Origin of the sequence: Micromonospora sp. NPDC023888, assembly GCF_040639415.1 — a bacterium.
GTDB lineage: Bacteria > Actinomycetota > Actinomycetes > Mycobacteriales > Micromonosporaceae > Micromonospora.
Genome location: NZ_JBEZZW010000014.1, coordinates 33,037 through 50,815, shown reverse-complemented (window position 1 = coordinate 50,815; position 17,779 = coordinate 33,037). Strand labels below are relative to the sequence as shown.

Genomic DNA, 17,779 nt, shown 5'->3' with positions numbered 1-17,779 from the left:
TCCGCCCGGCGGCGGCACGTATTGGCCGAGCCCGGTCGGGTATGCCGCTGGCGTGGCGGGTAACCGTCGCGTGACCTCGAAAGGGAACGCCCAGAGCCACCGCACGGGGGAGTGCAGCGCACATGGGTGTAGGAAGCGGCATTTTTCTCATCGCGATCGGCGCGATCCTGACCTTCGCACTGAGGGCCAACGTCTGGTGGATCGACGTGCGGGCGGTCGGCTGGGTGTTCATCCTGGCCGGGCTGGCCGTACTGCTGACCACTGTCTGGTTCTGGCAGGACCGACGCAAGCGGGCCCGGACCCTCATCGTGGAGGAGAACCGGCTCTCCCATCCGACGGCGATGATGCCGCCGCCGCCAGACCCACCGCCACCAACCGCGCCGCCGTCCTGACGCCGGCAGGTACCCCCTGAGCCACCCGTCGATGATCGACGGGTGGCTCAGCCGCGTGCGGTGTGCCGTGCCGTGATCGGCGCTCCCGCAGGCCCCAACTCCGCCCAGGCGAACCGACCACGGTGCACCGCCAGCTCGGCGGTCCGCAAACCCTCATCGGGCGCACCCTCCGGATCGAGCAGGGCCGCGAGCAGCGAGATGCCCGGATTGTGGGCGATCAACAGTGCCGTGCGGGCCGCCGCGTCGACCGTACGGACCAGCGCCAACAACTCCTCCGGGTGGGCGTCGTACGCCCCGGGCTCGTAACGGACAGTCGGCCGAGGACCGGCCGGGCCACCCTCCGGCGGTGTGCCGGTCATCCCCATCGCCACCCCGTGCCAGGTCTGCCGGGTACGTCTCGCCGTCGAGCAGATCACCACGTCGGGCAGCAGGCCGTGATGCGCCAGCCAGGCACCAGCCGCCGCCGCGTCCGCTTCCCCGCGGGCACTGAGTGGGCGCTGGTCATCATCTGCCGCGTCGCTGCCCTGCTCGGCCTTCGCGTGCCGGAGCAACACAAGTGCCCGCGTCTCGGGGTCGGCGTCCGTCATGCCCCCAGCTTGCCCGATTGGCGATCTCCGTGCCTGGGTAAGTCGATGGATGCCGCACCCCTACCGACGGCCGCGGCGCGTCGTACGCCAGGTTAGAGCCGAGGAGCGAGACATGGGCATTGGTGGCAGCATCTTCTTGATCGCGCTGGGCGCGATCCTCGCATTCGCCGTGGAAGCCGATCTGGGCTGGCTGGACCTCTCCGTGGTCGGCTGGGTGCTGATGTTGGCCGGTGTCGCCGGTCTGATCACCACCCTCTACTTCTGGAACAGCCGCCGTCGCACGGTTGTCGCCGCGCCGGTTCGCGAAGAGCGCGTGGTGGCTGACCGGGTCGTGCCGGTCCAGGACAACCAGGTCGTGGAGGAGTACCGCGAGGTGCGTCGGCCGGGCCGGCCGCTCTGATCCTCGCCCGCGAACTCCGGGGCCCCGCAGCGTCGCGGGGCCCCGGCTCGCATGTCGGCCCGGCGGCTGGGCTCAGGCGAAGAGCGCGAAGTAGATCGCGATGTGGTGGCAGAGCGCCGCCAGCAGCGTGCAGGCGTGGAAGAACTCGTGATGACCGAAGACCGTCGGCCACGGGTTGGGTCGGCGCAACGCGTAGAAGACCGCGCCGACGCTGTAGATCGCGCCACCGACGATGAGCAGCACCAGTGCCGCGACGCCGCCGCCGTGCAGGATCTCCGGCAGCATGGCCACCGCCACCCAGCCCAGCGCCAGGTAGAGCGGCGCGGACACCCAGCGTGGCGCGTGCGGCCAGGCCATCGTGACCGCCACGCCGGCCAGTGCGCCACCCCAGACCAGGGCCAGCATCACGGTGGCCGGCCGGGGCGCGAGCAGCATCGTGCAGAGGGGTGTGTACGTGCCGGCGATGAACACGAAGATCATCGAGTGGTCGATCCGGCGCATCACCTGGTAGCCGCGCTCCGACCACACCCGACGGTGGTAGAGCGCGCTGGTGCCGAAGAGCCCGCACACCGTGACGCTGTAGATCAGGCAGCTGACCAGGGGCGCCCATCCCGGACGGGTGGCGGCGATCGAGCAGAGCACGACGCCGCAGATCAGGGCCACGAAGAAGGCGTACGTGTGTAGCCAGCCGCGCATCCGGGGCTTGCCGATGTCGACCGGCTTCAGGCGAAGCGGGGCGGAGGTGCTCACGTAGTCAGGTTACGGCACCGTAGGTTACTTGCAAGTAGTGGTGTTGGTGACGCCCGGCACCGTCATCGTGAACTCCGTACCGGCGCGACATCGGCGAGGATGAACGGATGCGGATCCGACCCGTCGGGGCGCACGCCCTGCTCCTCGACTGCACCGCCACCGCCGACGTCTCCGCAGCCGCGCTCGTGGAGGCGTGGCGGGCCGAGCTGTGGCGGCGTCGGGCGCAGGGTGAGCTGACCGCCGTCGAGATCGTGCCGGCGGCCAGCACGGTCCTGCTCGACGGCCTGCCCGACCCGAGCACCACTGCCGAGCAGTTGACCCGATGGTCGTCCGGCGTCGTCGCCGCCACCAGCCGCCCCGACGCGACCACAGCCGACGACGACGCGGCGGACGTGGTCGTGCCGGTCTCCTTCGACGGACCGGACCTGCCGGTGGTGGCCGAGCACTGGGGTGTGGACGAGCCCGTCGTGCTGCGCCGGCTGACCGGCACCCGGTTCCGGGTCGCGTTCTGCGGCTTCGCCCCCGGGTTCCCCTACCTGACCGGGCTGCCCGACGACCTGGCGTTGCCCCGGTTGGACACACCCCGCCCCCGGGTACCGGCCGGGTCGGTCGCCCTGGCCGGCCCGTACGCCGGTATCTACCCGAGCGCGTCCCCCGGAGGCTGGCTGCTGGTCGGCCGGACCGAGCTGGTCCTCTTCGACGTGGACGCCGACCCGCCGGCCGGGCTCGGACCGGGCACCCGGGTCCGGATGGTGGCGGCATGACCCGTCCGGCCGCTGTCGAGGTGCTTCGCGCCGGCGCGCTCACCACAGTGCAGGACCTGGGCCGGCCGGGGTGGGCGCACCTGGGCGTACCCCGCTCCGGTGCCCTCGACCCGGCGGCCTTGCGGCTGGCCAACCGGCTGGTCGGCAACCCGGAGCACGCCGCCGGCCTGGAGATCACCCTGTCCGGCTGCGCCCTGCGGCTGACCCGGGCCACCACGGTGGCGGTCACCGGGGCCGAGGTGACGGTCCAGGCGGGCGACCGGCCCGGCGACAGCGGACGACCACTCACCGTGCCGGCCGGGACGGTACTGCGGATCGGCCCGGCCCGTCGGGGCGTACGGAGTTGGTTGGCGGTGGCGGGTGGCATCGACGTGTCGCCGGTGCTCGGCAGCCGGGCCTCCGACACCCTGTCCGGGCTCGGCCCGGCTCCGCTGCGCGACGGCGACCGGCTGCCGCTGGGCGAGCCACTCGGGCCACCCGCGCCGGTGGACCTGACCGTCTGCTCCGCGTCGGCGTCGGAGCTGCACCTGACGCTGCGTACCGGTCCTCGGGAGGACTGGTTCACGCCGACCGCCCTCGACCGGCTGTTCGGCACCGCGTACACCGTCAGCCCGGTGAGCAACCGGGTCGGCGCGCGGCTCGCCGGCGCGGCGCTGCCCCGCGCGGTGCCCGGCGAACTGCCAAGTGAGGGCATCGTGCTCGGCGCGGTGCAGGTGCCGGCGAACGGACAGCCCCTGATCTTCCTCGCCGACCATCCGACCACCGGTGGATACCCCGTCATCGGAGTGGTCACCGACGTGACCCCGCTCGCGCAGGCCCGGCCAGGTACTACCGTCAGATTCCATGGACCTCAACGCTGACCTGGGCGAGGGATTCGGCATCTGGCGGCTCGGCGACGACGAGGCGCTGCTGAGCCTCGTCACCTCCGCAAACGTCGCCTGCGGTTTCCACGGCGGCGACCCGTCCACTATGCGGCGGGTCTGCGAGGGCGCCGCGCGACGCGGGGTCGCGGTGGGCGCGCAGGTCGGCTACCGCGACCTGGCCGGCTTCGGTCGACGGCACATCGCGTACGACTTCGCCGAGCTACGCGACGAGGTGACCTACCAGTTGGGGGCGCTTGACGCGTTCTGCCGGCTGTTCGGCACCCGGGTCCGCTACCTCAAGCCGCACGGCGCGCTCTACCACGCGGCCAGCACCAACGAGTCCCAGGCGGCGGCGGTGGTCGCGGCGGTCAGCGGCTACGACCCTGAGCTGCCGGTGCTCTGCCTACCCGGCTCGACGCTCGCCCAACTCGCCGTCGGCGCGGGCCTGCCGGTCGTCGCGGAGGCCTTCGCCGACCGTGCCTACCTGCCCACCGGGGCGTTGGTGCCGCGCGGCACACCCGGCGCGGTGATCAGCGACCCGGAGCAGATCGCCGAACGGGCGGCGCGGATGGCCACCGAACGGAGCGTGGTGGCGGTGGACGGCACCATCATCCCCTGCTCGGTCGATTCGATCTGCGTGCACGGTGACACCCCGGGCGCGGTCTCCGCCGCCGAACTCGTCCGCGCCAGCCTGATCGACGCGGGCATCACCCTGGCTCCCTTCGCGTGAGGTCGGAGGGGCCCGACCGGCCCCTCCGACCACATCACGCGTCCAGGCCGCGCAGCACCAGCGGCAGTCGGGTCACGGCACCGTCGACGACCCGGACCGGTACGCCCCAGTCCTGCCGGGTCAGGTGGCACGCCGCGTGTTCGATGTCCGCGTCGCACGTCGCCGCCTGGGCGGTCACCTGGAGCACCCCGGCGGTGACCTCGCCGTTGAGCACCAGTCGACGGGTCAGTTCGGTGCCCGTGCCGGCACCGTCCACCAGCAGCTCCGGTGGGGACGCGGAGACCACCAACCGGGTCGACGGCCCGAACGTCTCGTCCAGCTTCTGCCCCGGCGCGGGGGTGAAGACGATGTCCAGGGTGACCTCACCGGCCGCGACATCTGTCGGCTTGCGCTCGGTACGGTGCCGGGGACCGTCGACCGTGCTGGCCCCCGCCGCCGACAGGGCGCCCGGGGCGAGCCGGGTCAGCCGGTGCGCTGCGGACTCCACCACCAGCACCTCGCCGGCCGGGCTGAGCACCAGGTCGCTCGGCTCCGCCAACCCGTCCGCGACGGTGGAGACCTGGTTGGTCGCCGGGTCGAAGCGGCGAACCGCGCCGTTGTACGTGTCCGCGATCAGCACCGAGCCGTCCGGCAGCGCGCACACACCCAGCGGGTGTTGCAGGAGCGCCGACTCCGCCGGCCCGTCCACGTGCCCGAAGTCGAACAGGCCCTGCCCGACGGCGGTGCCCAACACGCCGTTCTCGACGTACCGCAGAGAGCTGGTCTCGCTGTCGGCGATCCAGAGCCGGGTGCCGTCGGTGGAGACGGACAGCCCCGACGGCTGCGCCATCCACGCCTCGGCCAGCGGGCCGTCCCGCAGCGCCTCGACAGTGGTGCCGGCGTACATGCCAGCGGTCCGCTTGATCGGGTCGAACCACCAGAGCTGGTGGATGCCGGCCATCGCGATGATCAGCTTGTCGTCGTACCAGGCCAGGTCCCACGGGGAGGAAAGATCCACCGCGAGCGCGTCGTGGGCGTGGTCGTCGACCTCGGCGCGCCACTGCCGGCCGCTGCCGGCCACGGTGACCACCTCGCCGGACTCCAGCCGTACGCCACGCAGCAGGTGGTTGACCGTGTCGGCCACCACCAGGTCGTAGCCGGCGACCTCGGCGACGTGTGTGGGCAGCAGGCACACCCCCTGCGGCTCGGAGAACGTCGCCGCGGCACCCGGCCCGTCGGCCCGGCCCCGCTCGCCCGAGCCGATCCGGCGCACCGGCGTCTCGCCGTCGGGGGCCACCTCGACCAGGGAGTGTCGGGCCGAGTCCGAGACCAGCAGGTTCCCGTTCGGCAGCAGCGCCGCCTTGCCCGGGAAGCGCAGCGCCGTTTCCGGGGCCGGCGGCGGGACGTACGGGCCGTCACCCCGGTGCAGGGTGCCCTTGGCCTCGTGGGTGGCGATCAGCTCGTCGATCAACCGGGCCAGCCCTTCGGCATGACCCTCGCCCGCCATGGTGGCCACCACGTAACCCTCGGGGTCGATCACCGACAGGGTCGGCCAGGCTCGCGCCGCGTACTGCTGCCACATGTCCATCTCAGGATCGTCGAGGACGGGGTGGTGCACCCCGTACCGCTCGACTGCCGCGACGAGCGCGTCGGCGTCCTTTTCGTGCTCGAACTTCGGCGAGTGCACACCGATCACGACGAGCACGTCGCCGTACTTCTCCTCCAGCGGGCGCAGCTCGTCGAGGACGTGGAGGCAGTTGATGCAGCAGAACGTCCAAAAGTCCGCGATCACGATCTTGCCGCGAAGGTCCTGCAAGGTCAGGTTCCGTCCGCCCGTGTTGAGCCACTGGCGGCCCCGCAGTTCGGGCGCACGTACACGCGCTGTCGTTCCCATGCCTGTCAGCCTGCCACGCCCCGGTCCGAACCGCCGTGAGCCGGACGACAGACCGCTGCCTACGTCTCGTTGATCAAGAGGTTTGCGTCAGCAGGACGGCTTCCGACGACGCAAACCTCTTGATCAACCCGGGCTGGGCCTGCTGGGGGCGTGGGGTAGGGGCTAACGGGCTTCGGCCCACCCGACGAAGCGGGGCGTCAGGTCGGGAAGCGCGGTGTCCGGATTGAGTTTGGCGAGGTCGGCCTCCGCCTCCTCCTGGACCTTCGTCATGTGCGCCAACAGCCCCGGTCGATCGTTGCGGTACTGGCCGAGGAGGCGCAGCTTCGCAGCCGAGCAGGGCCAGAGGATGCCGCAGTTGGGGCAGCGCCACGACGGGCGTAAGGGCTTGTGTTCGGGTCGGTCGTGCATCAGCCGACCCTCGCGGGAGTGCGCCGTAAGGGGCGACGAGGTTCGTTGGGTCGGCGTGGGGCCTGAAGCTGAACGCGCACCCCGCCGCGCAACACGAACAACTCGCGTCGGGCGACGGCTTCGCCCTTCGGGCCCAGCTCGTACCCATCGATCCACACCCAGCCGTGGTACGTGTGCCGGTCGGATAACTCGCGGATGACCCGGACAGAGATCGGTTTCATGAATTGCACGCTCGCGGCGGCCGTCAGGTGGACGATGTCGCCAGCTCTGAATCCACCCTCAGTCGTCACTGCGCCCCCAGCAGCCAGCGATGGGCAGGGACCGCGGTTTGGGCGGCTGGCGTTGAAGGGCGGAATGAATGGTCCCGGCGGCCGTGGGTTGAATGAGGCGGCTGGCACATCCGGGTTCGTGGGCGGCGAGGCGGACGCCTGCTCCTCTGGGTTTTCGTCTTGCACGATCTCTCCCTGGCTGACGTTGGGAGGGGCCGCCCCGTGAGTGCTCGCCGTCGGGGCGGCCCCGGTACGAACGCGTCCGCCGGGTTGGTGTGCCCCTACCGGCCGCGCCGTCTACGAAGAACCCTGCGGGCGGTGACGGGACAGAAACAGCCCGTAGGCGATATGGTCGCGAGACATTCCGCGCATCCGACGGGAGAGGCCGTGAACGACGCATTACGCGCCGCCCTCAGCGAGACGGGCCACACGATCGAGTCCCTGGCCGAGCGGGTCGGTGTTGACCGTAAGACGGTCGCGCGCTGGCTCAATCACGACCACATACCCCATCCGCGCCACCGGGAGGCGGCGGCCAGTGCGCTCCGGCGACCCATTGGGGACATCTGGCCGGACACTTCGAGACGTCGTGAGCCAATTTGGTTCCGGCCGTGGCAGGAGATCGAGCGCGACGCAATCTCGCTCCGGTCGTATCAATCGGTCGTTTTGCCGGGTCTGCTCCAAACCGAGGAGTACGCCCGAGCCGTGCTCGTCGGGGCCGACGTCATCGCGCGAGGCGACATCGAGCGGCACCTGGCTTCACGGCTTGCCCGGCAAAGCATCCTGACGCGCGACGACCCGCCCCACTTCACGGCCGTCGTCGACGAGGCCGTGTTGCGGCGACCCGTCGGCGGTCGGGCCACCATGCGCACGCAGGTTCAGGCGCTCCTCGTCGCATGCGAGGCGCCACACATTCGCGTCCACATCGTTCCGTCGTCGGTTGGCGCGTACGCCGGGTTGAACGGCCCGTTCGTCATCGCCGTCGGGCCCGGGCACCGAACCGCCGGCTATCTCGACAACCAGCTTCAGGGACAAGTCGTTACCGGGGCCGAAGACATCGCGGCGATACTGGCAGCGTGGGAAAACGTACGTGGCGAGGCGTTGTCCCACTGGCAATCGGTCGACCTACTTAGGGAGATGGCAAAGACATGGACCTGACCGGCGCGCAGTGGCGTAAGAGCACCCGCAGCAGCGGCAACGGCGGCGACTGCGTCGAGGTTGCCGACAATCTTCCAGGTGTCGTCGCGGTGCGCGACTCGAAGGACCCTTCGGGTCCGGCGCTGACCTTCCCGCCGGCCGCGTGGGTCGCATTCGTCGGCAAGGTCGCCGAGCGGCCGTAACCGACGCCAGACGAACGAGAGCGCCCGTCCCTGATGCCGGGGGTGGGCGCTTCACGCTGTGCGGGACGACGCGACTCCTGCCTGAGCCGCAGCCGGCCCAGGGGGTACGACGACGGCGGGGCCACGGTTGCCCGTGACCCCGCCGTCGGTGGAGTTACTTGGTGGCCGGCTTGAGGCAGAGCACCCGGTTGGTGCCGCTACCCGGCAGCACCACGTGGGGCTGCGTCGTGTCGGTGCACTTCTCCTTCGCGTCCACCTTGGAGACGATGGTGAAGGCGTCCGCCTCGCCGCAGTCCGCCGCCGAGGCGCCACCCTCACCGGACTGCTTCACGCAGGTGCCGACCGCCGGGTCGAAGGCCGGCGCGTCGTCCTTGCCGACCTTTCCGAGGAGCAGCAGCAGGCCGAGCGGCACCGCGAGGATGAGCACCGCCGCGATCAGTACCGCGGCCAGCACCCGACCGTTGCGGACCTTCGGCGTCGGTGGCTCGACCTTGGGCTCGTCGGCGGCGTCCGGCTTGAACGCGTCGAATCGGCCCTGATCCGACTGCCCGGGCTCCTGGCCCCAGGACGGCGCGGGCTGCTGCGGTGGCGGGAAGGCCGGCGGGAAGTTGCTGCCCGGCCCCGACTCGATCGCCGGCCCGCCGAAGCCTGGCCCGCCGGAGCCCGGTCCGCCGTAGTTCGGCGCGCCGAAGGTGGACGTGCCACCGACCGTGGCGGTGCCGGCGGCAGGCGAACCGGGGCCGCCGAACTGGTCGGCCGGCCGCTCGGCACCGCCGTGCGGCCGCGTGCCGTTCACCGGTCGGTTGTTGCCGGGCGCGTCCACGAAGGACGGGACGCCAGGCGGGAACGCCGGCGGTGCTGACGGGGCCTCACCGTACGCGTTCGGTGCGGGCTGCCGGTCGCCGAAGCGCGGCTCGGCGGCGGGCTCGCCGCCCCAGCCGGGGCCAACCTGCCGCTGCGGATCGTTCTGCCAGTCCGGTGCGGCCTGCCGCTGCGGGTCGTTCGGCCAATCCGGTGCGGCCTGGCGCGGGGAGTCGTTCGGCCAGTCCGGTGCGGCCTGGCTCGGCGAGTCGTTTTGCCAATCCGGTGTGACCTGGCGCGGGGAGTCGTTCTGCCACTCGGGTGCACCCTGACGCTCGGCACCCGGGTCGGCCTGGAACGCCTCCGGCTCCGGCTCGTTCTCCGGCTCGGGTCGAGCTGGCCGACCGTACACCCGAGGTTGTGGTGTGGCCGTGCCAGTCGGACGGATGGCCTGGTCGGTCGGGGGCATCACCCGGCTGGCCAGCGGCACCGAAGCGCTTGCCGTGGCCCGGGCCGCCGCGCCGGCTGCCGACTCGGCGTCCGACACCGGCACCACCGCGCGGCCCGCTCCGGACTCCGGAGAGGTACGCGGTGCCGGTACCACCGCGCCACTCGCGGCGGCGTCCTCGGCGCGGCCCCAACCGGCCGGGTCCGCCTCGTGCTGCGCGGCGTTGTCCGGTGTTTCCCGCTCGGCGTACGCGGGCTGCTCGGGGATCGGTGCGAACTGGGCCTGGGGTGCGTAGTCGGCCGGCGGGGCAGCCGCCAGGCTGGCACCGGGCACGCGCTGCTCCTGAGGGGGCAGCGGCACCGCGTTCGCCGGTGAGATGCCCGGCGCGGGCCCCGGTTGGTAGGCCGGTGCCTCGTCGCCCCGGTCCGCCTCCCAGCCCCCGCGGGCCTGCGCGGAGGCTTCCGCCTCGGCGCGACCCCACACCTCGCCGGGTGCCCACGGCTCGACCTCGGACGGGCCGTCCTTGCCGGGCACGCTGACGCTGGCGCGGGAGGGCAGGCTCTGTTCCGCTGGCGTCCACCCGACCGGCTCCGGTCGCTCGGCGGGCTGGTCCTGCGGCGAGAGCACCCAGTCGGGCTGCTGCGGACGGCTCTCGGCCTCGCCCCAGGCGGCCGGCTGCGCGGGCTGGTCCTGCCGCGCGTCGCCGTCACCCCACCCGGCGGGCTGCGCCTGCTGCTGCTGAGCGGCCCATCCACCGGAGCGGGCCGGGTCGTCCTGTCCGGGCCAGTTCGTCGCCGGTGCCGGCACCTGGGCCGCGCCACGGGCCGCGTTGGGCTGGGGGGCCTGGCCCCACCCGGGGGCGGGCTGCTCGGCCGGTTCGGCGGGCTGACCCCAGGTCGGCGGCGACTGCTCCGCCGGCGTCCACACGGGCTGGTCGTCGCGTCCCGGGGAGGTGGCGGGCCAGCCGCCGTTGCCGGGCGTCTCGTCCTGCTGAGCGCCGCCGGGCCAGTTGGCGGCCTGCTGCGGCTCGGCCTGCTGCGCCTCGGCTCCGCGCCACTCGGCGGTGGGCGGGTTGGTCTGCGCCGTGCCGCCCCAGCCACCGGCGTTGGCCGGATCTTCCTGGGCGGGCCAGGCGGTGGTGGCCGGAGGCACCTGCGCGGCACCCCGCGCCGGCGGCTGGGCCTGCGCCCAGTCGGGCTGCTCGGCGGCGTTCGGAGTCCAGGTGGGTGCGGGTGTGCCCTGCTCAGCCGGCGTCCAGCCCTGCTGTTGCGGTGCGGCCCAGGTCGGCTGCGCCGGGGCTGGTGCGCCGTCACTGCCGGGCCAGGTGCCGGGCTGCTGCTGCGGCGGCTCGCTCACGCCACCGCCGGCCGCCCACGCCGGCTGCGGCGGGTCGTTGGGCTGCGCTGCCGGGGCGGCGCCCCAGGCCGGCTGCGGCGGGTCGTTGGGCTGCGGGGCAGCGGCGGCGCCCCAGGCGGGGGCCGGCGGTTGCTCGGACTGGGTCGCCCATGCCGGCGTCGACGGGTCGGGCCGCGCCGGTGGCGGGGGCGCCCAGCCCAGGTCGGGGCCGGCGGCGTTGTGGCCGTTGTCCGGCTGCGCCGGGCGGTCGCCGTACGGCGCCGGTCCGCCGGCGCCCGGTGACACCTCGTCCGGCTCATGGCCGGTGCGGTGCGGGCCCTCGGACGTCATGGGTGCGCCTCCTCCATCACATGTCGGCTCGCCGGTGCCGATCGGTCTCCTCGGCATGGCTGCCGGCGTCGCCGGCGTACCGCTGTGCCGGCTCCCCGCACGGTATCGGGTGGTGGCACGGCACGTCCAAGGAGCACCGGTCGTCACTCCCCGTGGCCGGTCGGTGTCGAGCAGCTTCGGTTTGCTCGGCCTCTGCCGGGTCGGCGGGCGGCGACCGAAGCCCACCGTACCGGGCGCTGCGGCAGGGCGGAATCCCGGTGGCGGGTGGCCGGGAACGCCGAAGGCCCACCCGGTGGGCCGGGTGGGCCATCGATCTGGAGGAGGTGAGGAAGTCGTGGAGCGTCAGCTCATGTGACGCTGGGCGATGACGAGGAGTTCCTCGCGAACGGCCGGCGAGTTCGCCGAGCGCAGCGCGTGCTCGATGGCACGGGCGCGGCGGGTGGCGTCGCGGTGGTTGCGGATTCGCTCGATCATGCTCATTGGTGGGTCCCCCTAGCTATTCGGTTGTCAGCCCCTGATGCCTCTATTCAACAGCAGGACCCCGCCAACTTCCATCGATTATTAGGTGAGTTGGGACACCTGCCTAACAATCAAAGGTCAACAGACCGTCTGACCGACGCTTCCGTCGTCTAAACGACACGGCCGGTGTGCCGGGCGTTAACCCGTGGCACACCGGCCGTGGCTGGCGTCTCCGAACGATCAGGTCCAGGCGAGCAGCGCCGCCTCCGGATCCGCGAGGAAGTCGCCGACGTCGCGGAGGAACTTCGAACCCAGCTCACCATCGATGATCCGGTGGTCGAAGCTCAGCCCCAGCGTGGTGACCTGACGCACCTTGACCTTGCCCTTGTGCACCCAGGGCATCTCCCGCACCGCACCGAAGGCCAGGATCGCCGACTCGCCCGGCGGCAGGATCGGCGTACCGGTGTCCACCCCGAACACGCCGACGTTGGTGATGGTCAGGGTGCCGCCGGACATGGCCGCGGGCGAGGTACGCCCGGACTTCGCCGTCTGCACCAGGTCGGTGAGCGCGTCCGCCAACTCACGCAACGAGAGTCGGCCGGCGTCCTTGACGTTCGGCACGATCAGACCGCGCTCGGTGGCCGCCGCGATGCCGAGGTTGACGTACTCCTTCACCACGATCTCGTCGCCGGCCCACGTCGAGTTGACCATCGGGTGCCGTCGTACCGCCAGCAGCACCGCCTTCGCCACCAGCAGCAGCGGCGAGACCCGCACCTCGCGCCACTCCCGCCGACCCCGGAGTCGGTCAAGTGCCTTCATCGCTCGGGTCACGTCGACGGTCAGGAACTCCGTCACGTGCGGGGCGGTGAACGCCGAGCGGGACATGTTCTCGGCGGTGAGCTTTCGGACCCCCTTGACCGGGATGCGTTGCTCCCGGTCAGCGCCGAAGCTGGGGGCCGTCGTCGCCGCGAGAGGTTCCGCCACCACGACGGGACTGTTCACCGCCCGCTGCACGTCCTCCCGGGTGATCGAGCCCAGCGGCCCGGACCCGGTGAGCGTGCTCAGGTCGACGCCGAGGTCCTTGGCGAGCTTGCGTACCGGCGGCTTGGCCAACACGAGCCCGCCCGTCACCGGACCGCCGTTGCCGTTACCGACCGGCTGCGGCGTGACCGGTGCCGGCGTGACCGGTGCCGGCGCGACAGGCGCCTCGGCCTGCGTCGGGACGGCACCCTTGCGGGGCCGGCGCTTCGCGGCGGTGGTACGCGGGCCGTAGCCCACCAGCACCGCCGTCCGCCCGCCGGGGGCGGCACCGCCGATCAGGCCCGGCTCGATCATGCCCTCGGCCGGGGCCAACTCCACAGCCGCCAGCGAAGCCGCCGACGGAGTGGGGAGATCGCCGGTGGGCGTCGCCGTCGTCGACGGCGTCTCCAGCGGGCCGGCACCCGGGTCGGTGTCGATCGCGATGATCGGCGTACCGACCTCGACAGTGGTGCCCTCCGGGTGGTGGATCGCCTGCACCTGCCCGGCCCACTTCGCCGGGATCTCCACCGCCGCCTTGGCCGTCTCGACCTCGACGATCGGTTGGTTCAGCTCGATCGTGTCACCGACCTTGACCAGCCAGGCCAGGATCTCGCCCTCGGTCAGCCCCTCGCCCAGGTCGGGCAGGTTGAACGTCTTGATCCGGGACATGTCGCTCACCAGCCGAAGGTGCGGTCGACGGCGTCGAGCACCCGGTCGAGGTCGGGCAGGTACTCCTCCTCCACCCGGGCGGCCGGGTAGGGGGTGTCGAAGCCGGTCACCCGCAACACGGGCGACTCCAGGGAGTAGAAGCACTCCTCGGTGATCCGGGCGGCCAGCTCGGCACCGAGGCCGATGTTCGACGGCGCCTCGTGCACCACTACCGCTCGACCGGTGCGCTTCACCGACTCGTACGCCGCCGCCAGGTCGAGCGGGGAGAGTGAACGCAGGTCGATGACCTCCAGCTCCCGGCCGTCCTCCGCGGCGGCGGTCGCCGCCTCGAGGCACGTCCGCACCATCGGCCCGTAGGCCAGCACCGTCACGTCGGTGCCGGGCCGCACCACACGGGCCGAGTGCAGCGGGTACGCCTCGGACAACGGCGCGTCCAGGTCGACAGGCCCCTTCTCCCAGTAGCGCCGCTTGGGCTCCAGGAAGACGATCGGGTCGTCCGAGGCGACGGCCTGCTGGATCATCACGTACGCGTCCTGCGGGTTGGCGCAGGTCACCACCTTCAGGCCGGCCGTGTGCGCGAAGTACGCCTCGGGCGACTCGGAGTGGTGCTCGACAGCGCCGATGCCACCGCCGTACGGGATCCGGATCACCATCGGGATGTTGAGCCGACCGCCGGAGCGGTAGTGCATCTTCGCCACCTGCGACACGATCTGGTCGTACGCGGGGTAGACGAAGCCGTCGAACTGGATCTCGCAGATCGGCCGGTAGCCGCGGATGGCGAGACCGACAGCGGTGCCGATGATGCCGGACTCGGCAAGCGGGGTGTCGATCACCCGCTGGTCGCCGAAGTCCTTCTGGAGCCCGTCGGTGATCCGGAAGACGCCGCCGAGCTTGCCGACGTCCTCGCCCATGATGATGACCTTGGGGTCGTTCTCCAGGGCGCGGCGCAGACCGGTGTTGAGGGCCTTGCCGATGGTGAGCGTCTCAGTGGCCATCAGTGGGCGCTCCCCTCGAAGGACTCCATGTAGCGGCTGAACTGCGCACGCTGCTTGTCGAGCAGCGGCGACCCGTTCGGGTAGACGTGGTCGAACATCGTCACCGGCTCGGGGTTGGGCATGTCGAGCACCCGCTCGCGCAGGTGCACCGACTCGCGGCGGGCCTGTTCGTCGACCTCGGCGAAGAAGGACGCGTCGGCGATCTGCTGCTTCTCCAGGAAGGCCTTGACCCGGGTGATCGGGTCCTTGGCCTGCCACGCCTCGACCTCGCTGGCGATCCGGTAGCGGGTCGGGTCGTCGGAGGTGGTGTGCGCGCCCATCCGGTAGGTGTACGCCTCGATCAGGCTGGGGCCCTGCCCGTGGCGGGCGTTGTCGAGCGCCGTGCGGGTGACCGCGTACGAGGCGAGCACGTCGTTGCCGTCCACCCGTACGCCGGGGAAGCCGAAGCCGGCGGCCCGCTGGTAGAGCGGGACGCGGGTCTGCCGCTCAAGCGGCTCGGAGATCGCGTACTGGTTGTTCTGGCAGAAGAACACGAGCGGGGCGTTGAACACGCTCGCCCAGACGAACGCCTCGTTCACGTCGCCCTGGCTGGTGGCCCCGTCGCCGAAGTAGGCGATCGCCGCCTCGCCGTCGTCGGTGCCGGTCTTGCCGTCCATGGTGATGCCCATGGCGTAGCCGGTCGCGTGCAGGGTCTGCGCGCCGATGACGATCGTGTACATGTTGAACTTGAACTCGTTCGGGTCCCAACCGCCCTGGTCGACACCGCGGAACAGGCCCAGCGGCATGATCGGGTCGATGCCCCGGCAGTAGAGGACGCCGTGCTCCCGGTAGGTCGGGAAGGCCATGTCCTGCGTCCGCAGTGCCCGTCCCGACCCGACCTGCGCGGCCTCCTGGCCGAGCAGGCTGGCCCAGAGGCCCAGCTCGCCCTGGCGCTGGAGGGCGGTCGCCTCGGCGTCCAGCTTGCGGACCAGCACCAGATCGCGGTAGAGGCCGCGGTATTCCTCGTCGGTGAAGTCGACGCGGTATTCGGTGCCGTCCGGCCCGGTGACGCTGTCGATCCGCTCGCCGTCGGGGGTGAGCAACTGCACCAGCTCGGGGTCGCCGGCCGTGCCCTTCTTGGAGCGGGGTGCCGCCCGCCTGCCGCGGGTGGTGCCCCCGGGGTCGCCCTTTGCCATCGGTCTCTCCCTGTCGTGTCTGCGTCGGCACCGGGGGGTCACCCGGCCACGCAACTCGTGCGCCTGCCCGGCTCTTGCCGGACCGGTTCCTGGCGGCCGCGCCTAGCCCCGGTGGGGGTTGCCGCACGGCGTGAGCCGGGTTCTGGCCGAACCCGGATCGGGAGCGCCGGCGCCGGGCCGCGCCTGCCGCGAGGGTGCGCGGAGGTCACGGCTGCGTTGCCGTCGTGCTCCATATTCGCAGAGCAGGTGAGCGCGCCCACAGTACGCCCGGCCCGGATTCCGACAGCCCACCCTTTGCCGCTGTTTGTCGCCCTCCTACCGGCCTGTGGTTCCGAGGCGTTCCGGCGATGATTCGTCACGGTTCGGTCAGCCCGGCGTGTCGACACGCGGTGGAGGTTGGCTGACGGACGGTAACTGGGCCAGGCTGATTCCCGCAGGATTACGTCTATCGGGTTATATGCGGCTTTCATGCCTGACGCGCGAGCCCGGCGGCGATGGCGGCCAGTCGTTCGCGTGGGCGTCCATGTCCTCCGACAGCCGACGACAAGGGGTGTGCGGTGCACGAGCCAGGTGATGGTCCCGGCACACCGGCGCTCGGCCGGCATCGGTCGGCCGGTGGCTACCGCCGGGTGGTCGGTGTCCACCGCGCCCCCGGCGCGGGCGGCCCCTCCCGGGGCTATCTGCTCACCGTCGCACTGCTGGCCGGCACCGCGTCGATGCCCATCCTCGCCGCGATAAGCGCGGGCTCGGCCACCCCGGGCAGCACCGCGCTGCCCGACAGCAGCACCCCGTTCATTCCGACTCCGTCGATCGGGCCGGTGGTGATCCCGATGCCGATGACCAGCCAGCCGGCGCTCCCGCCACCCGGCACACCAAGCGTCGGCCCGACCAGCGGCTGGCTGCCCGCCGCTCCCCGCCGTACCTCGGAGAGGCCCGCATCGGAAACGGTTACCGGCCCGGGGCCCGGCCGGCCGCCGACCTACCCGCCGCTGGCGCCGAAGCCCACCCGCGGCACCTGGCCGGCCGTCCCCCCGCCCGGTCCGCCGCCACCGCCGACCACCGGTACGCCGACCGACCCCCCGGACCCCGACCCGACCGACCCTGACCCCACCGAACCCGATCCGACGGATCCCGACCCGACCCCGACCCCGACGATCGACCCGACGCCCACGACGGACCCGACCCCCACCACGGAGCCGACTCCCACGATGGACCCGACGCCCACGATGGACCCGACGCCCACGCCGACGGACGTCCCCACCGCGACCGCCGTGCCGACCAGGGCGCCGTCAGTGCCGGTCACCACCCCCGGGCCACCCGCCGCCCCGGCCACACCGACCAGCCGGCCCGGCCCAGCGGTCCCGTCGCCCACGGGCGTTCCGCCGACGCCCCCGATCAGTCGTTCCCCAGTGGCCTGACCGACGCACCCCGCGGTGTCCGCGACGGTACGGTGACCGGTGCCGGCGGTGCGCCGGCGGAGGCACGTACCGGAGGGGGTGGCGTGGGCGGCGGTGCGGGACTCCGCCCGGTCACGACCCGGCCCGGCCCGGGGCTGCGGCTCGCCCGGCTGGTCACCGAGGTGAGCGCGCCGGCCGTGCTCGTGTCGCTGCTGATCGTCACCGTGAGCTGGCACAGCGCGCGCCGACCGGGTCAGGGCCTGGTCTGGGGTCTGCTCGCCACGCTCTTCGTCATCGGCATTCCGTTCGCCTACGTCGTCGGCGGGGTACGCCGTGGCCGCCTCACCGACCACCACGTCGGCCGCCGGGAGCAGCGCCGTGCGCCGCTGCTGGTCGGCCTCGCCTCGGTGACGGCAGGACTCGCCCTGCTCATCGTGCTCGGCGCGCCCCGCCCGGTGCTGGCGCTGGCCGTGGCCGGGCTGGTCGGTCTCGTGGTCAGCGTGTCGGTGAGCCACTGGTGGAAGATGTCGATCCACTCGGCGGTGGCCGCCGGCACACTTGTCATCCTGATGCTGACCTTCGGGACCCGGCTGGTCGTCGCCGCGCCGCTGCTGGTGTTGGTCGGCTGGTCCAGGGTGCGGCTCAGGGACCACACGGTGTCGCAGGTGCTCGCCGGTGGTGTGCTCGGCGCTCTGATCGCCGCGGGGGTCTTCGGCGCGCTGCGCTGACCGGAACTGCTCGCGACCGGGGCCCGCC

The 17,779-nt window shown here is 72.3% G+C and carries 19 protein-coding genes; 9 read left to right on the top strand and 10 right to left on the bottom strand.

Annotation, left to right across the window (positions count from 1 at the left end):
* Nucleotides 1–122: 122 nt before the first annotated feature.
* Entirely contained in the window at nucleotides 123–392 is a 270-nt protein-coding gene (locus AB0F61_RS15110; RefSeq protein WP_030487564.1) for a DUF6458 family protein, read from the top strand.
* Between the two features lie 47 nt (nucleotides 393–439).
* On the opposite strand, the gene AB0F61_RS15105 is transcribed toward AB0F61_RS15110, so the two are convergent.
* Nucleotides 440–979 (bottom strand): histidine phosphatase family protein, encoded by a 540-nt coding sequence (locus tag AB0F61_RS15105; protein ID WP_357809148.1) that lies wholly within the window; start codon nucleotides 977–979, stop codon nucleotides 440–442.
* 112 nt (nucleotides 980–1,091) lie between these two features.
* On the opposite strand from AB0F61_RS15105, the gene AB0F61_RS15100 reads away from it, so the two are divergent.
* A complete protein-coding gene (locus tag AB0F61_RS15100) occupies nucleotides 1,092–1,379 on the top strand; it encodes a DUF6458 family protein (protein ID WP_357809146.1) in 288 nt (95 codons plus the stop codon).
* Between the two features lie 72 nt (nucleotides 1,380–1,451).
* Here the strand turns inward: AB0F61_RS15100 and AB0F61_RS15095 are convergent, their stop codons facing one another.
* Nucleotides 1,452–2,129: a hemolysin III family protein gene (locus tag AB0F61_RS15095; protein ID WP_357809144.1), complete on the bottom strand. Its 678-nt coding sequence runs from the start codon at nucleotides 2,127–2,129 to the stop codon at nucleotides 1,452–1,454.
* A gap of 107 nt (nucleotides 2,130–2,236) precedes the next feature.
* On the opposite strand from AB0F61_RS15095, the gene AB0F61_RS15090 reads away from it, so the two are divergent.
* The 3 genes from AB0F61_RS15090 to AB0F61_RS15080 are packed head-to-tail and all read left to right on the top strand — an operon-like array spanning nucleotide 2,237 to nucleotide 4,486.
* Nucleotides 2,237–2,893, top strand: a complete 657-nt coding sequence (locus tag AB0F61_RS15090) for an allophanate hydrolase subunit 1 (protein ID WP_357809141.1) — start codon at nucleotides 2,237–2,239, stop codon at nucleotides 2,891–2,893.
* A complete protein-coding gene (locus AB0F61_RS15085; protein WP_357809138.1) occupies nucleotides 2,890–3,753 on the top strand; it encodes a biotin-dependent carboxyltransferase family protein in 864 nt (287 codons plus the stop codon). The genes AB0F61_RS15090 and AB0F61_RS15085 overlap by 4 nt, the downstream gene beginning before the upstream one ends.
* Nucleotides 3,737–4,486, top strand: a complete 750-nt coding sequence (locus tag AB0F61_RS15080; protein ID WP_357809135.1) for a 5-oxoprolinase subunit PxpA — start codon at nucleotides 3,737–3,739, stop codon at nucleotides 4,484–4,486. Before AB0F61_RS15085 ends, AB0F61_RS15080 begins: the two co-directional genes overlap by 17 nt.
* Nucleotides 4,487–4,520: 34 nt before the next feature.
* On the opposite strand, the gene AB0F61_RS15075 is transcribed toward AB0F61_RS15080, so the two are convergent.
* The 3 genes from AB0F61_RS15075 to AB0F61_RS15065 form a co-directional block, all read right to left on the bottom strand.
* The gene (locus tag AB0F61_RS15075) at nucleotides 4,521–6,359 is read right to left on the bottom strand and encodes an NHL domain-containing thioredoxin family protein (RefSeq protein WP_357809132.1); all 1,839 of its coding nucleotides are present in this window, start codon (nucleotides 6,357–6,359) and stop codon (nucleotides 4,521–4,523) included.
* 162 nt (nucleotides 6,360–6,521) lie between these two features.
* Nucleotides 6,522–6,767 carry a flavin reductase gene (locus AB0F61_RS15070; RefSeq protein ID WP_357809129.1) on the bottom strand — a complete coding sequence of 82 codons (246 nt, stop codon included), beginning with the start codon at nucleotides 6,765–6,767 and terminating at the stop codon, nucleotides 6,522–6,524.
* Complete coding sequence (locus AB0F61_RS15065; RefSeq protein ID WP_357809126.1) at nucleotides 6,767–6,988, bottom strand: hypothetical protein; 222 nt, start codon at nucleotides 6,986–6,988, stop codon at nucleotides 6,767–6,769. The genes AB0F61_RS15070 and AB0F61_RS15065 overlap by 1 nt, the downstream gene beginning before the upstream one ends.
* Nucleotides 6,989–7,423: 435 nt before the next feature.
* On the opposite strand from AB0F61_RS15065, the gene AB0F61_RS15060 reads away from it, so the two are divergent.
* Nucleotides 7,424–8,191, top strand: coding sequence for a helix-turn-helix transcriptional regulator (locus tag AB0F61_RS15060; protein WP_357809123.1), 768 nt, complete (start codon nucleotides 7,424–7,426; stop codon nucleotides 8,189–8,191).
* Entirely contained in the window at nucleotides 8,182–8,373 is a 192-nt protein-coding gene (locus AB0F61_RS15055; RefSeq protein WP_357809120.1) for a DUF397 domain-containing protein, read from the top strand. The genes AB0F61_RS15060 and AB0F61_RS15055 overlap by 10 nt, the downstream gene beginning before the upstream one ends.
* 154 nt (nucleotides 8,374–8,527) lie before the next feature.
* On the opposite strand, the gene AB0F61_RS15050 is transcribed toward AB0F61_RS15055, so the two are convergent.
* The 5 genes from AB0F61_RS15050 to pdhA all read right to left on the bottom strand — a co-directional run bounded on the left by AB0F61_RS15050 (nucleotide 8,528) and on the right by pdhA (nucleotide 15,626).
* Nucleotides 8,528–11,308, bottom strand: a complete 2,781-nt coding sequence (locus tag AB0F61_RS15050; RefSeq protein WP_357809117.1) for a hypothetical protein — start codon at nucleotides 11,306–11,308, stop codon at nucleotides 8,528–8,530.
* Between the two features lie 342 nt (nucleotides 11,309–11,650).
* A complete protein-coding gene (locus tag AB0F61_RS15045) occupies nucleotides 11,651–11,788 on the bottom strand; it encodes a hypothetical protein (protein ID WP_167454674.1) in 138 nt (45 codons plus the stop codon).
* 219 nt (nucleotides 11,789–12,007) lie between these two features.
* Nucleotides 12,008–13,465 (bottom strand): dihydrolipoamide acetyltransferase family protein, encoded by a 1,458-nt coding sequence (locus tag AB0F61_RS15040; protein ID WP_357809115.1) that lies wholly within the window; start codon nucleotides 13,463–13,465, stop codon nucleotides 12,008–12,010.
* Entirely contained in the window at nucleotides 13,462–14,451 is a 990-nt protein-coding gene (locus AB0F61_RS15035) for an alpha-ketoacid dehydrogenase subunit beta (RefSeq protein WP_357809112.1), read from the bottom strand. Before AB0F61_RS15035 ends, AB0F61_RS15040 begins: the two co-directional genes overlap by 4 nt.
* Nucleotides 14,451–15,626 (bottom strand): pyruvate dehydrogenase (acetyl-transferring) E1 component subunit alpha, encoded by a 1,176-nt coding sequence (pdhA, locus tag AB0F61_RS15030; RefSeq protein ID WP_357809109.1) that lies wholly within the window; start codon nucleotides 15,624–15,626, stop codon nucleotides 14,451–14,453. Before pdhA ends, AB0F61_RS15035 begins: the two co-directional genes overlap by 1 nt.
* Nucleotides 15,627–16,183: 557 nt before the next feature.
* Here pdhA and AB0F61_RS15025 point away from each other — a divergent pair.
* Both AB0F61_RS15025 and AB0F61_RS15020 read left to right on the top strand, forming a co-directional pair.
* Nucleotides 16,184–17,044 carry a hypothetical protein gene (locus AB0F61_RS15025; RefSeq protein WP_357809106.1) on the top strand — a complete coding sequence of 287 codons (861 nt, stop codon included), beginning with the start codon at nucleotides 16,184–16,186 and terminating at the stop codon, nucleotides 17,042–17,044.
* An 83-nt stretch (nucleotides 17,045–17,127) separates the two neighbouring features.
* Nucleotides 17,128–17,751 carry a phosphatase PAP2 family protein gene (locus AB0F61_RS15020; protein ID WP_357809103.1) on the top strand — a complete coding sequence of 208 codons (624 nt, stop codon included), beginning with the start codon at nucleotides 17,128–17,130 and terminating at the stop codon, nucleotides 17,749–17,751.
* The last annotated feature ends 28 nt before the right edge of the window (nucleotides 17,752–17,779 follow it).

Coding starts and splice junctions, on each gene's coding strand:
- AB0F61_RS15110 (WP_030487564.1), top strand. CDS start 123: ATGGGTGTAGGAAGCGGCATTTTTCTCATCGCGATCGGCGCGATCCTG.
- AB0F61_RS15105 (WP_357809148.1), bottom strand. CDS start 979: ATGACGGACGCCGACCCCGAGACGCGGGCACTTGTGTTGCTCCGGCAC.
- AB0F61_RS15100 (WP_357809146.1), top strand. CDS start 1,092: ATGGGCATTGGTGGCAGCATCTTCTTGATCGCGCTGGGCGCGATCCTC.
- AB0F61_RS15090 (WP_357809141.1), top strand. CDS start 2,237: ATGCGGATCCGACCCGTCGGGGCGCACGCCCTGCTCCTCGACTGCACC.
- AB0F61_RS15085 (WP_357809138.1), top strand. CDS start 2,890: ATGACCCGTCCGGCCGCTGTCGAGGTGCTTCGCGCCGGCGCGCTCACC.
- AB0F61_RS15080 (WP_357809135.1), top strand. CDS start 3,737: ATGGACCTCAACGCTGACCTGGGCGAGGGATTCGGCATCTGGCGGCTC.
- AB0F61_RS15075 (WP_357809132.1), bottom strand. CDS start 6,359: ATGGGAACGACAGCGCGTGTACGTGCGCCCGAACTGCGGGGCCGCCAG.
- AB0F61_RS15070 (WP_357809129.1), bottom strand. CDS start 6,767: ATGCACGACCGACCCGAACACAAGCCCTTACGCCCGTCGTGGCGCTGC.
- AB0F61_RS15065 (WP_357809126.1), bottom strand. CDS start 6,988: ATGAAACCGATCTCTGTCCGGGTCATCCGCGAGTTATCCGACCGGCAC.
- AB0F61_RS15055 (WP_357809120.1), top strand. CDS start 8,182: ATGGACCTGACCGGCGCGCAGTGGCGTAAGAGCACCCGCAGCAGCGGC.
- AB0F61_RS15050 (WP_357809117.1), bottom strand. CDS start 11,308: ATGACGTCCGAGGGCCCGCACCGCACCGGCCATGAGCCGGACGAGGTG.
- AB0F61_RS15045 (WP_167454674.1), bottom strand. CDS start 11,788: ATGAGCATGATCGAGCGAATCCGCAACCACCGCGACGCCACCCGCCGC.
- AB0F61_RS15035 (WP_357809112.1), bottom strand. CDS start 14,451: ATGGCCACTGAGACGCTCACCATCGGCAAGGCCCTCAACACCGGTCTG.
- pdhA (WP_357809109.1), bottom strand. CDS start 15,626: ATGGCAAAGGGCGACCCCGGGGGCACCACCCGCGGCAGGCGGGCGGCA.